Genomic DNA, 12,374 nt, shown 5'->3' with positions numbered 1-12,374 from the left:
GACGGACCCTTTAGGCCGTTTCTCGCCAGCGTGCGAGATAGCGAGCGAGCATGTCGATCTCGAGATTGACCTTGGAGCCGGGCTTCAGCCGGCCCAGCGTGGTCACGTCCCAGGTGTGGGGGATCAGATTCACCCCGAAAACGTCGTCCTCGACCTCGTTCACGGTCAGCGAAACGCCGTCGACCGTAATCGAGCCCTTGGGCGCGACGAAGCGGTGCAGAGGCTTCGGAACGCGAACCTTCACGCGATGGGAGCCGCCTTCGGACTCGACGGAGATCACCTCGCCGACGCCGTCGACGTGGCCGGAGACGATGTGCCCGCCCAGTTCGTCGCCGACCCGCGCGGCCCGCTCCAGATTGATCGGGTCGCCTTCCTTCCACGCGCCCAGCGTGGTGAGGCCCAGGGTCTCGCCGGAAATCTCGACGGCGAACCAGTTATCGCCCTTCTCGACGATGGTCAGGCAGCAGCCGGCGTGGCTGATCGAGGCGCCCATGTCGATCGTCGACAGGTCGAAGCTGGTCTCGACCTCGAAGCGAAGGTCGCGATTGGTCTCGCGGACGGCGCGCAGGCGACCCACGTCGGTGACAATGCCGGTGAACATTCAGATCCTCTCGTAACGCTCCCAGAGATCGTCCCCGACCTCGCGGATTTCAACTCGGCGCAGCCGCGGGGCGTCGGCCAGGGCGCTCAGCGCCAGCGCGCCGATCCCAGGCCGGCCTTCGCCGCCAATGACCATCGGCGCGCGGAACCACTCGATCCGATCGACCAGGCCACAGCGCAGGAAGCTTCCCGCCACCTGCCCGCCGCCTTCGACGAACAGCCGCTGCAGGCCCTCTCTCGCCAGGGTTTCCACGACGTCACGCAATTCCGGGCGCTCGTCGCCAACGGCGTGGACCTGCAGCACCCGAACGCCAGCCTGCACCAGGCGGGGCTCGGGCGGCGTGGTGGCGATCAGATAGGTCGGGATCTCCCGGGCCGTGGCCACCAGCTTGCAGTCGTCGGCCAGGCGCTGGCGGCTGTCGAGCACGACCCGCGCCGGCTGCGGACCGTTCCAGCCCTCCAGCCGCACCGTCAGTTCGGGATCGTCCGCCAGGGCGGTTTCGACCCCCACCAGCACCGCGTCATGCCCGGCGCGCAACTGATGCACCGCCTTGCGCGCCTGCGGGCCCGTGATCCAGCGGCTCTCGCCGGTCGCGGTGGCGATCCGACCGTCGAGCGAGGTGGCCAGCTTGAGGGTGACGCTAGCGCCCATCCTCGTCGCCGTCGTTCAGGCCCTCCTGGCCCAGGAAGGTCGCGAACTCGCCGGCCTCGCGGAAATCCCGATAGACCGAGGCGTAGCGGACATAGGCCACGTCATCGAGGCCCTTGAGATGCTTCATGATCAGTTCGCCGACCACCGACGAGGGCAGTTCGGTCTCGCCCATGCTTTCGAGCTGCCGGACGATCGCCGAGATCATCTTCTCGATCCGGTCGGGCTCGATCGGCCGCTTGCGGGTCGCCAGGGCGATCGAGCGCGCCAGCTTGTCGCGGTCGAACGGGGCGCGGCGGCCCGAGCGCTTGACGATGGTCAGCTCGCGCAGTTGGACGCGTTCGAAGGTCGTGAAACGACCCTCGCACTCCGGGCAGAGACGACGACGACGGATGGCCGCGCCGTCTTCCGACGGGCGGCTATCCTTGACCTGACTTTCGGCGTGGCCGCAGAACGGGCACCGCATGATCTAGCCCCTTCCGGCCAACCAGACCCCTAGATACAGGGACTAGCTGTAGATGGGGAAGCGTTTCGTCAACGCCAGCACTTCGTCGCGGACCTTGGCTTCTACGGCGCTGTTGTCGCCGCCCTTGGCAAGACCATCGAGGACCTCGCCGATCCAGGTCCCGATCTGGCGGAATTCTCCCGGGCCGAAGCCGCGGGTGGTGCCGGCCGGCGTGCCGACGCGCAGGCCCGAGGTCTGCATCGGGGGCAGCGGATCGAACGGGATGCCGTTCTTGTTGGTGGTGATGTGAGCACGCTCCAGGGCGACCTCGGCGTCGGAGCCCGACACGCCCTTGGGCGTCAGGTCGACCAGCATCAGGTGGCTGTCGGTGCCGTTGGAGACGATCTTGAAGCCGGCGCTCTGGAGGCTGTCGGACAGCGCGCGGGCGTTGTCGACCACCTGGCGGGCGTACTGCTTGAACTCGGGCTTCAGCGCCTCGCCGAACGCCACGGCCTTGGCGGCGATCACGTGCATCAGCGGACCGCCCTGCAGGCCGGGGAACACCGCCGAGTCGATCTTCTTGGCCAGCTTCTTGGAGTTGGTCAGGATCATGCCGCCGCGCGGGCCGCGCAGGGTCTTGTGCGTGGTGGTGGTGACGATGTCGGCGTGCGGGAACGGGTTCGGATAGACGCCGCCGGCGACCAGGCCCGCATAGTGGGCGATGTCGACCATCAGCAGGGCTTCGACGCTGTCGGCGATCTCCTTGAACCGCGCGAAGTCGATGTGGCGGCTATAGGCCGAGCCGCCGGCGATGATCACCTTCGGCTTCTCGGCCAGGGCGACCTCGGCGGCCATGTCGTAGTCGATCAGGTGGTCCTGCTGGCGCACGCCATAGGCCACCGGACGGAACCACTTGCCCGACTGGTTCACGTTCTTGCCATGGGTCAGGTGCCCGCCCGCCGACAGGTCCATGCCCATGAAGGTGTCGCCCGGGCTCATGGTGGCCATGAACACCGCCTGGTTCGCCTGGCTGCCGGAGTGCGGCTGCACGTTGGCGAACTCGCAGCCGAAGATCTGCTTGGCGCGATCGATGGCGATCTGCTCGGCCACGTCGACGACTTCGCAGCCGCCGTAGTAGCGCTTGCCCGGATAGCCCTCGGCGTACTTGTTGGTCAGGACCGAGCCCTGCGCCTCCATCACCGCCTTGGAGACGATGTTCTCGGACGCGATCAGTTCGATCTGGTCCTGCTGGCGCTTCAGTTCCCCGCCCAGCACGGCGGCGATGTCCTTGTCGGTTTCGGCGACGCTGGACGAGAAGAAGGCGTCTGCGGGGGTTTGTGCATGGACGGTCATGGGCGGGCCTTTCGGGAAACCAGGGAGGCGGAAGTGGGCTGAGCGCCTCGTGATGCGCTCTTTAGCGCCATCGGACCTGCGATCCAACGGCATGGAACATTCTTCTGCGTACGACGTTGCAAACCCCACGGAGGGGCCCGCGTCCGCGCGCCCGCTTCGCTTGTCATTGCGTTCTCAGGGGGTCCTGAATGAGTATTGAAGCCGAGCCCGAGGTTCGTTCGGGCGAGGAATTGATGCGGCTTGGGGCCGATATCGTCGCCGCCTATGTCAGCCGCAACGCCGTCGCCGCCGAGGCGGTGCCGGAAATCATCAGGTCCGTGTACGGCGCGCTCGAAGGCCTCGGCAAGGGTCCGGCCCCCGTCCCCGAAGAGAAGCCGCGGCCCGCTGTCCCCATCGGCCGTTCGATCCAGCACGACTACATCGTCTGTCTCGAAGACGGCAAAAAGCTGAAGATGCTCAAGCGCTACCTGCGCTCGCGCTACGACATGAGTCCCGAGGACTACCGTCGCCGCTGGGGCCTGCCGCCCGACTATCCGATGGTCGCGCCGGCCTATGCGGCGCGCAGGTCCGACTTCGCCAAGCAGATCGGCCTGGGCCGAGGCGTGCGTCGCGGGAAATAGGCGGGGCGGCCTGGCCGCCCTTGGTTTGACTTGATCAGCGAACCCGCAGGATCTCCGAAGACTTCGAGTTCAGGCGGGTATGCGCCCGCCCGGCGCTGGCGGCAAGGACGAACCTTAAGCCGCCTGCCCGCCGACGCGGGCGATGTTGCAGTGGACCCAGAGCTTCTCCAGCGCGTCGGCCAGGGCGTCCATCATCTCGTCCGTGTGGGCCGGCGAGGGCGTGAAGCGCAGCCGCTCGGTGCCGCGCGGCACGGTCGGATAGTTGATCGGCTGCACGTAGATGCCGTGCTCGTCGAGCAGGATGTCCGAGATCATCTTGCAGTGGACCGCGTCGCCCACCAGCACCGGCACGATATGGCTGACCGAGTCCATCACCGGCAGCCCCGCCTTGCGCAGGCGGGCCTTCAGGGTGGCGGCGCGCTCCTGGTGAGCCTCGCGGACCTCGTTGTGCTGCTTCAGATACCGGATCGAGGCCACCGCCCCGGCGGCCAGGGCCGGCGGGATCGAGGTGGTGAAGATGAAGCCGTCGGCGTAGCTGCGGATCGCGTCGACGATCACCGCGTCGGCGGCGATGTAGCCGCCCATGACGCCGAACGCCTTGCCCAGCGTGCCCTCGACGATGTCGATCTGGTCCATCACGCCGTCACGCTCGGCCACGCCGGCGCCGCGCGGGCCGTACATGCCGACCGCGTGGACCTCGTCGAGATAGGTCATCGCGCCGTACTTCTTGGCCAGCGCCACGGTGCCGGCCATGTCGGCGATGTCGCCGTCCATGGAGTAGACGCTCTCGAAGGCGATGACCTTGGGCGCGTCGGCCGGCGCGGCGGCCAGCAGTTCTTCCAGGTGGGCCAGATCGTTGTGGCGGAACACCCGACGGCGCTCGCGGCCGCCGGCGCGGATGCCGGAGATCATCGAGTTGTGGTTCAGCTCGTCAGAGAAGATGATCAGCCCAGGCAGGATCTTGTAGAGCGTGGAGAGCGAAGCCTCGTTCGAGACGTAGCCCGAGGTGAACAGCAGCGCCGCTTCCTTGCCGTGCAGGTCGGCGAGCTCATGCTCGAGCTCGACGTGGTAATGCGTGGTGCCCGAGATGTTGCGGGTGCCGCCCGAGCCGGCGCCGGCCTCGTCGATCGCCTGGTGCATGGCGTCGGTGACGATGGGGTTCTCGCCCTGGCCGAGATAGTCGTTGGAGCACCAGACCACGACGTCGGACTGAGCGCCGTCCGGGCGGGTCCAGGTCGCGCGCGGGAACTGCCCGCGGTGACGCTTCAAGTCGGCGAACACCCGATAGCGGCCTTCCGAACGGATCTGTTCGAGGGCGGTGGCGAAGGCGTTCTTGTAATCCATAGACTTGAATTCCGCCCGAGGCGTTCGACGATCTCGCGCCGCGGAGCGGTCCCCTTGCAATTGGCCGGCTTATCGCGCCGCAGGCCCTGATTGTCTACAATTCGTCATGCGCAATCGATCAGATTTCGTTAACGAACTTTCAGCGTCCGTGATCAGGCTTGCAGTTCGTCTAGCCGACCGCGCAACATCTGAAGAACTCCGGAAAAGTCCTTAGTTCCATAACCGAGGCGGTCAAATAGGGCATAGAGTCCCTCGGCCTGGGCGCCCATCGGCGTGGCCGCGCCGGACGCCGCGGCGGCCTGCTGGGCCAGCTTCAGGTCCTTCAGCATCATGGCGGTCGCGAACCCGCCCTGGTAGCCGCGGTTGGACGGCGCGGCCTCCACAGGCCCGGGCCAGGGATAGTAGCTGCTGATCGACCAGCACTGGCCCGACGACTTCGAGGCGATCTCGAAAAACCGTTCCGGATCAAGGCCCAGCTTCTCGGCCAGGGCGATCGCCTCGCAGACCCCGATCATCGAGATCCCCAGGACCATGTTGTTGCAGATCTTGGCCGCCTGCCCTGCTCCGTGGTCGCCGGCGCGGATGACGGCGCGGGCCATGGGCTGGATGACCGCCTCGACATCGGCGAAGTCGGGCTCGTCGCAGCCGACCATGAAGGCCAGGGTCCCGGCGTCGGCCGCGGCCACCCCGCCCGAGACCGGGGCGTCGGCGAAGCGGAAGCCTTGCGTCTTGGCCTGTTCGGCCACGGCGCGGGCGCTCTCCACGTCGATGGTCGAGCAGTCGATCAGCAGCGCGCTCCGGGGCGCGTGCGGAAGGATGTCCTCGGCGTAGACCTTCCGGACATGCGGACCGGCCGGGAGCATGGTGATCACCGCATCGGCGTCCCCGACCGCCTCGGCGACGGACGCGGCGGGCGCGCAGCCCGCCGCCGCCGCGCGTTCCAGCGCCGGGGCCGCCAGATCGAAGGCGGCCACCTGCCGGCCGGCCTTGGCCTGGTTGGCGGCCATGCCGCCGCCCATGTTCCCCAGTCCGATGAACGCGATACGCATGGCGGGTCCTTAGTTGGGCTTCTGGAACTTGTAGACGAACTGGTCGGTCTTGCCGCGGATCGCCGGGTCGAAGACGTTGGCCGTATGCGGGTCATCCGGATTGCGCACGGCGTTGTTTTCGCTGACGAACTTGAAACCGGCAGCTTCCACTTCGCGCTTTACGACAGCCGGGTCGATCCGGTGCAGGGTGTCGGCGACCTCGACCGGCGATCCCGGCGCGGCGGCATGGTCGATGATCAGCAGCGTCCCGCCCGGCTTGAGGGCGTCGAACAGCGATCTGTTGGTCGCCGCGACGTCCAGGTTCAGGCGCTTGAGGTGGAAGTCGTGATAGTTCTGCGCCGTGAAGATCAGGTCGACCGGCTCGGGAAAGGCCAGCGCGCCCGGGGTCAGGGCCACGACCTCGACATTGCCCTTGGCCGCCGCCTTGGCCTTCTCGACGTCAGCCTCCGGAACCCCGGCATAGACCTTGCCGTCCGGCCCGACCGCGGCGCTCAGCAGACGGGTGAAATAGCCGCCGCCGGGCAGCAGTTCGCCCACCTTGTCGCCGGCCTTTACGCCAGCAAATTCAAGCATTTCCTCGGGTTTCCTGTCGGCGTCGCGAGCCTTGTCGGCGTCGGTCCGCCCGGCATCGGCGACAGCGGCGGTCACGTTGGCCGGCGGCGCGGCCTGCGCTCCGGAAATGCACAACATCAAGGCCGCGCCGGCGGCCAGCAAAAGTTCGCGCTTCATCCCGTGTCCTCCCTCGGCGGTTCCGTCGCGGACCGCCGTTATGGGTCAAGGTAGAGGCGACCACTCCTCAGCGGAAGGAAGGGGAGCAAAAATCTCGTCGAGCATGGCCTCGGTGACGGCCTCGGGCGTCGCGGGGCTCCAGCGCGGGGCGTGATCCTTCTCGACGATGACCGCGCGCACGCCCTCGATGAAGTCGTGGCGCTGCACGACACGGGCGCCGATACGGTACTCCATCGTCATGTTTTCGGCGAAGGACTCCATTTTCCCGCCGAGACGCAACTGGCGCAGCGCGACCTTCATGGTCTGGGGCGACTTGGTCGCCAGCACCTTGAGCTGCTCGTCGGCCCACTCGGTCCTGGCCGCCTTCAGGCGAGCGAGGATGTCCTCCAGGCTGTCGGCCCCGAAGATGCGGTCGATCTCGTCCTGATGCTCGGCCAGGGGCGGACGCCCGGCGTCGCCCTCGTAGTCGGTCAGCAGGCCGTCGATCGCGGCCGGGTCGGCGACGATGGCGGCCTTGAGCGCCTCGACCTTGCCGCTCTCGACGAAATCGGTGGCGACGCCGACCAGCTCGCAGTCCGCCGCCTTGATCCGCCCGCCGGTCAGGGCCAGCCAGGTCCCGATATGGCTGGGCATGCGCGGCAGGAACCAGCCGCCGCCGACGTCGGGGAAGAGGCCGATGCCCGTCTCGGGCATGGCGAAGGTGGTCCGCTCTGTCGCCACCCGATAGCCGGCCGGCATGGCCAGGCCGACGCCGCCGCCCATGGTCACGCCGTCCATGATCACCACGACCGGCTTGGCGTACTCGAACAGCAGATGGTTCAGGCGATACTCGACGAAGAAGAACTCGCGCGCGGCCTTGCCGTCGCCCGCCCCGCTTTCGGCCAGCATGCGGATGTCGCCGCCGGCGCAGAAGCCGCGCTCGCCGGTGTGATCCAGCAGGACCAGCTTCACGGCCGGATCGTCGCGCCAGGCCAGCAGGGCGTCCGTCATCGCCGCGCACATGGCCGTGGTCAGGGCGTGCAGGGCCTTGGGACGGTTCAGCGTGATGCGGCCGACATCGCCTTCGACGCGGATCAGGACTTCGTCAGTCATTGCCGGAACATCTCCCGGGCGATGATCACCCGCATGATTTCGTTGGCGCCCTCGAGGATCTGGTGGACCCGCAGGTCGCGGACGACTCGCTCGAGGGGATAGTCCTTCAGATAGCCGTATCCGCCGTGCAACTGCAGCGCCTGGTTGGCGACCTCGAACCCGGCGTCGGTGGCGAAGCGCTTGGCCATGGCGCAGTACTTGGTGGCCTGCGGATCGCGATGGTCGAGCGCGTCGGCGGCGCGGCGCACCATCAGCCGGGCGGCCTCCAGCTCGGTGGCCATGTCGGCGATCTTGAACTGCAGGGCCTGGAACTCGGCCAGCGGCTTTCCGAACTGCCTGCGCTCGCTCATGTAGGCCTGGGCGGTGTCGAGCGCGAAGGCCGCGCCGCCCAGTGAGCAGGAGGCGATGTTCAGCCGCCCGCCGTCCAGGCCCATCATCGCAAAGCGGAAGCCCTCGCCCTCCCCGCCGATCCGGTTCGTCACGGGCACGCGGACATTGTCGAAGTTCACCTGGGCCGTGGGCTGGGCGTTCCAGCCCATCTTCTTCTCCTGGGCTCCGAAGGAGAGCCCCGGCGTTCCGGTCTCGACCACGATGGCCGAGACGCCCTTGGGGCCCGGCTCGCCGGTGCGCGCCATCACAACGTAGAGATCGGAGACCCCGCCGCCGGAAATGAACGCCTTGGAGCCGTTCAGCACGTAGTGGTCGCCGTCCAGCGTCGCGGTGGTGCGCAGGGCCGCCGCGTCGGAGCCGGAGCCCGGCTCGGTCAGGCAGTAGCTGGCGATCAGCTCCATGGTCGTCAGGCGCGGCAGATACCTCTTGCGCAGCTCCTCGGCCCCGAACCGGTCGATCATCCACGAGGCCATGTTGTGGATGGTCAGGTAGGCGGCCACCGAGACGTCGCCGTAGCTCAGCGCCTCGAACACGATCGAGGCGTCCAGCCGGGTCAGGGCCGAGCCGCCGACGTCCTCGCCGATGTAGATTCCCGCAAAGCCCAGGGCCGCAGCCTTGCGCAGGACGTCGATCGGGAAGTGCTTGTCCTCATCCCATCGCGCGGAGTTCGGGGCAAGTTCGGCCTCCGCGAAGGCCCTGGCCGCATCCTGTATTGCGCGTTGGTCGTCAGAGAGGGTGAAATCCATTCGCTCCAACCCGGATTTGAGAGGCTGACTTGAGCAAGTCGCTCCGCTGGAGCAACCTGTCAACGACGCGACGCGCGGGGGCGGGTCTTTCTCGGGGTGATTTGCATGGCGGTCCAAGCGGTCGACGGACGCGTTGGCGAGTCCGCGCGCAATCTCGCCTACATCAACTACGCCTTGCTGTTCTCGGCGATCTTCTTCGCCGGCGTGCCGGCGCTGATCGCGGCGATCATCGCCTATTCGCAGCGTGACGAGGCGCCGCCGACCATCGGCTCGCACTACGGTTTCCAGATTCGGATATTCTGGGTGGCCTTCGTCATCGCCCTGGCGGCGGGGCTCTGCTTCCTGGGCGCGGTGATCAGCATCGCCGGGGAACTCTTCCAGGTCACCCGCCTGGACGGCTGGCGCATTCCCGACCAGGTCCAGGTGAAGCTGTCCGACGTCACGGTCGACCGAACGCTGATCGCCCTCATCGCCGGCATGGGGCTGTTTTCGGCCATTGGCGGGCTTTGGCTGATGTTCGCGCCGGCCCTGGGCTTCATCAGGCTTGCGTCGGCGCAGGGGATGGGCCACAGCGCGCGCTCATGAGCATGCCCCCCCTCGCCGCCTACCCCGCCCTGCGTCTTCGCCGCTTGCGCCAGGCCGACTGGGTCCGACGCCTGGTCCGCGAAAGCGTCCTGACCCCCGCCGACCTGATCTGGTCGATGGTCGTCCACGAGGGCGACGGCGAGGTTCCGGTCGCCTCGATGCCCGGCGTCTCGCGGCTGTCGGTCAAGGACTGCGCCAAGGCGGCCGTCGAGGCCCGCAAGCTGGGCGTTCCGGCCATCGCCATCTTCCCGCACATCGACGGCGCCAAGAAGGACGCCGCCGGCTCGCTGGCCGCCGATCCGAACGGGATCATCGCCACGGCCGTGAAGGCCATGAAGGACGCGGCCCCCGAGGTCGGGATCATGTGCGACGTGGCGCTCGACCCGTTCACCGACCACGGCCATGACGGGGTCATCGAAGGCGACAAGATCGCCAACGACGCGACCATCGAACGCCTGGTCGAGCAGGCCCTGGTCCAGGCCAAGGCCGGCTGCGACATCCTGGCCCCGTCCGACATGATGGACGGCCGCTGCGGGGCGCTGCGCTCGGCGCTGGAGGCCGAGGGCCTGCAGGACGTGATGATCATGTCCTATGCCGCCAAGTTCGCCTCGGCCTTCTATGGCCCCTATCGCGACGCCATCGGCTCGGGGAAGCTGGGCACCGCCGGTCCCGCCGACAAGAAGACCTACCAGATGGACTCGGCCAACGCCGAGGAAGCCCTGCGCGAGGTCGCCCTCGACATCGCCGAGGGCGCAGACATGGTCATGGTCAAGCCGGGCATGCCCTATCTGGACATCGTCAGCCGCGTGGTGCGCGAGTTCAACATGCCGACCTTCGCGTTCCAGGTCTCGGGCGAGTACGCCATGATCATGGCCGCCGCCCAGAACGGCTGGATCGACGAGGAACGCGCCATCCTGGAGAGCCTGGGCGCCTTCAAGCGCGCCGGCGCGGCCGGGATCATCAGCTACTTCGCACCGCGCGCCGCGCGGATGCTGGGGGCGTGAAGGCGGTCGAGATCGTCGCCGGCGTCATCCGCGATCATGGAGGCCGGGTCCTGACCGTGCGCAAGCGCGGCACGAGCGCGTTCATGCTTCCCGGCGGCAAGCGCAACCCCGGCGAGGCCGATCTCGACGCGCTGTCGCGGGAACTGGGCGAGGAACTCGGTTGCGACCTGGTCAGCGCCCAGCACCTGGGCACCTTCGACGCGCCGGCCGCCAACGAGCCCGACACCCGCGTCTACGGCGCGATCTACCTGGCCGAGGTCGCCGGCGGCGTCCTGGCCCAGGCCGAGATCGAGGAACTGCTCTGGATCGAGCCGAAGTCGCCGCCGCGGGTGCGCCTGGCGCCGCTGCTGGAGCGCCAGGTGTTGCCGCGGCTGGGGTAGAGGGCCGAACGGAAGGGCCGATGGGTCCCTTTAGACGCCCTGCGTCTCCCACATGCGACGAATTTCGCCATCGAGTTTGTGCGCCTGGGCATCGCCGTCCACTTCTCCGCCGCCCGAGCAGTAGGCGATGCCAAGCGCAGCGCGCTGAGCTGGATAGGTTCCAACAAGCCGCATGATCTCCATGCTCTCCTCCCAAGGCAGAGGGGCGTCATCGATTAAGGCGATCGCACAGCGTTCCAGGGACTGTTTGAGAGGATGATCAAGTCCCATCCGCCATAGCTCAAGCAGCTCGCGCTGCCTCTCCCGAGTCACCACACCGGGATAGGGCGCTCGGCAAATCTCGTTGAGTACGCAAAAGACGGCGTTCAACGAGATGCCTTGAGCCCGCTCGACTAGCCGCTTGGCCGCGACCGTGTCTGCGTACGGAAAGTTGAAGTCGAACTCGGCGAGGAAGGCTTTCTCCGCGACGCCATCGTGCTCGAGCATTCCCTACTTCTCCAGCCGCGCCACAAGGCTCGACGTATCCCAGCGATTGCCGCCCATCTCCTGGACCTCGGCGTAGTAGCCGTCGACCAGGGCGGTCATGTCGAGCCGCGCGCCGTTGGCCTGGGCCTCGTCGAGCACCAGGCCCAGGTCCTTGCGCATCCAGTCCACGGCGAAGCCGAAGTCGAAGCGGCCCTCGCTCATGGTCGTCCAGCGATTGTCCATCTGCCAGGACTGGGCCGCGCCCTTGGAGATGGCGGCGGCGACCTCCAGCGGGTCGAGGCCGGCGCGCTTGGCGAAGTGGAGGCCCTCGGCCAGGCCCTGGACGACGCCGGCGATGCAGATCTGGTTGACCATCTTGGTCAACTGGCCCGCGCCGGGACCGCCCATCAGCCGGGTCGCCTTGGCGAAGGCGGCGATCACCGGCTCGGCGCGGGCGAAGGCGGCCGGGTCGCCGCCGCACATGACGGTGAGCTGGCCGTTCACGGCGCCGGCCTGGCCGCCGGAGACCGGGGCATCGACGAACCAGCGGCCGCTTTCCTGGGCCAACGCCGCCATCTCGCGCGCCACCTTGGCCGAGGTGGTGGTGTGGTCGACGACGATCCCGCCCACCGCCATGGCCGGCAGCGCCTGGGCGACGACGCCGCGGACGTCGTCGTCATTGCCGACGCAGAGGAAGACGATCTCCGCCCCCTCGGCCGCCTCGGCGATGGTCGCCCCGGCCCGACCGCGATGCTGGGCGACCCAGTCCTGGGCCTTCTGGGGGCTGCGATTGAACACCGCCACCTCGTGGCCGGCCCCGACCAGGTGACCGGCCATCGGAAAGCCCATGACGCCCAGGCCCACGAACGCGATTCTCATTCCAACTTCCTTCTTAAGCTCAACGCCATCTTAACGGCCTGGCT

At 67.8% G+C, this 12,374-nt stretch carries 15 protein-coding genes; 4 read left to right on the top strand and 11 right to left on the bottom strand.

The features are described 5' to 3' along the window. Positions 1-10: 10 nt before the first annotated feature. The 4 genes from RTL41_RS11245 to glyA are packed head-to-tail and all read right to left on the bottom strand — an operon-like array spanning position 11 to position 3,047. Entirely contained in the window at positions 11-601 is a 591-nt protein-coding gene (locus tag RTL41_RS11245; protein ID WP_312164374.1) for a riboflavin synthase, read from the bottom strand. Continuing rightward, complete coding sequence (locus RTL41_RS11240; protein ID WP_312164372.1) at positions 602-1,252, bottom strand: RibD family protein; 651 nt, start codon at positions 1,250-1,252, stop codon at positions 602-604. It abuts the gene before it with no gap. Beyond that, on the bottom strand, positions 1,242-1,715 hold the full coding sequence (nrdR, locus tag RTL41_RS11235) for a transcriptional regulator NrdR (RefSeq protein WP_312164370.1): 474 nt from the start codon (positions 1,713-1,715) through the stop codon (positions 1,242-1,244). Before nrdR ends, RTL41_RS11240 begins: the two co-directional genes overlap by 11 nt. A 42-nt stretch (positions 1,716-1,757) precedes the next feature. Next, positions 1,758-3,047 (bottom strand): serine hydroxymethyltransferase, encoded by a 1,290-nt coding sequence (gene glyA, locus RTL41_RS11230; protein WP_312164368.1) that lies wholly within the window; start codon positions 3,045-3,047, stop codon positions 1,758-1,760. 188 nt (positions 3,048-3,235) lie between these two features. Here glyA and RTL41_RS11225 point away from each other — a divergent pair, with 188 nt between their 5' ends. Next, positions 3,236-3,667 carry a MucR family transcriptional regulator gene (locus RTL41_RS11225; protein ID WP_312164366.1) on the top strand — a complete coding sequence of 144 codons (432 nt, stop codon included), beginning with the start codon at positions 3,236-3,238 and terminating at the stop codon, positions 3,665-3,667. Between the two features lie 114 nt (positions 3,668-3,781). Here RTL41_RS11225 and hemA read toward each other — a convergent pair whose 3' ends face one another. From hemA to RTL41_RS11200, 5 genes are all read right to left on the bottom strand, one after another. Beyond that, positions 3,782-5,011, bottom strand: coding sequence for a 5-aminolevulinate synthase (gene hemA, locus RTL41_RS11220; protein WP_312164364.1), 1,230 nt, complete (start codon positions 5,009-5,011; stop codon positions 3,782-3,784). A gap of 152 nt (positions 5,012-5,163) precedes the next feature. Next, the gene (mmsB, locus tag RTL41_RS11215; RefSeq protein ID WP_312164362.1) at positions 5,164-6,060 is read right to left on the bottom strand and encodes a 3-hydroxyisobutyrate dehydrogenase; all 897 of its coding nucleotides are present in this window, start codon (positions 6,058-6,060) and stop codon (positions 5,164-5,166) included. Between the two features lie 9 nt (positions 6,061-6,069). Continuing rightward, entirely contained in the window at positions 6,070-6,789 is a 720-nt protein-coding gene (locus tag RTL41_RS11210; RefSeq protein WP_312164360.1) for a methyltransferase, read from the bottom strand. 45 nt (positions 6,790-6,834) lie between these two features. Further along, on the bottom strand, positions 6,835-7,881 hold the full coding sequence (locus tag RTL41_RS11205; RefSeq protein WP_312164358.1) for an enoyl-CoA hydratase/isomerase family protein: 1,047 nt from the start codon (positions 7,879-7,881) through the stop codon (positions 6,835-6,837). Beyond that, positions 7,878-9,017, bottom strand: coding sequence for an isobutyryl-CoA dehydrogenase (locus RTL41_RS11200; RefSeq protein ID WP_312164356.1), 1,140 nt, complete (start codon positions 9,015-9,017; stop codon positions 7,878-7,880). Before RTL41_RS11200 ends, RTL41_RS11205 begins: the two co-directional genes overlap by 4 nt. A 105-nt stretch (positions 9,018-9,122) precedes the next feature. Here RTL41_RS11200 and RTL41_RS11195 point away from each other — a divergent pair, with 105 nt between their 5' ends. Genes RTL41_RS11195 through RTL41_RS11185 form a run of 3 tightly spaced genes read left to right on the top strand, consistent with a single transcriptional unit; the run spans position 9,123 to position 10,986 of the window. Next, positions 9,123-9,602: a hypothetical protein gene (locus RTL41_RS11195; protein WP_312164354.1), complete on the top strand. Its 480-nt coding sequence runs from the start codon at positions 9,123-9,125 to the stop codon at positions 9,600-9,602. Continuing rightward, positions 9,599-10,606, top strand: a complete 1,008-nt coding sequence (hemB, locus tag RTL41_RS11190) for a porphobilinogen synthase (protein ID WP_312164351.1) — start codon at positions 9,599-9,601, stop codon at positions 10,604-10,606. The genes RTL41_RS11195 and hemB overlap by 4 nt, the downstream gene beginning before the upstream one ends. Then, entirely contained in the window at positions 10,603-10,986 is a 384-nt protein-coding gene (locus RTL41_RS11185) for an NUDIX domain-containing protein (RefSeq protein ID WP_312164349.1), read from the top strand. The genes hemB and RTL41_RS11185 overlap by 4 nt, the downstream gene beginning before the upstream one ends. A 30-nt stretch (positions 10,987-11,016) precedes the next feature. On the opposite strand, the gene RTL41_RS11180 is transcribed toward RTL41_RS11185, so the two are convergent. Next, complete coding sequence (locus tag RTL41_RS11180) at positions 11,017-11,472, bottom strand: hypothetical protein (protein ID WP_312164347.1); 456 nt, start codon at positions 11,470-11,472, stop codon at positions 11,017-11,019. Positions 11,473-11,475: 3 nt separating this feature from the next. Further along, positions 11,476-12,330, bottom strand: a complete 855-nt coding sequence (locus RTL41_RS11175; protein WP_312164345.1) for an NAD(P)-dependent oxidoreductase — start codon at positions 12,328-12,330, stop codon at positions 11,476-11,478. Between the last annotated feature and the right edge of the window lie 44 nt (positions 12,331-12,374).

Source organism: Phenylobacterium sp., from assembly GCF_031984885.1.
Classification (GTDB): domain Bacteria; phylum Pseudomonadota; class Alphaproteobacteria; order Caulobacterales; family Caulobacteraceae; genus Phenylobacterium.
This window is presented reverse-complemented; position numbering and strand designations above follow the sequence as displayed.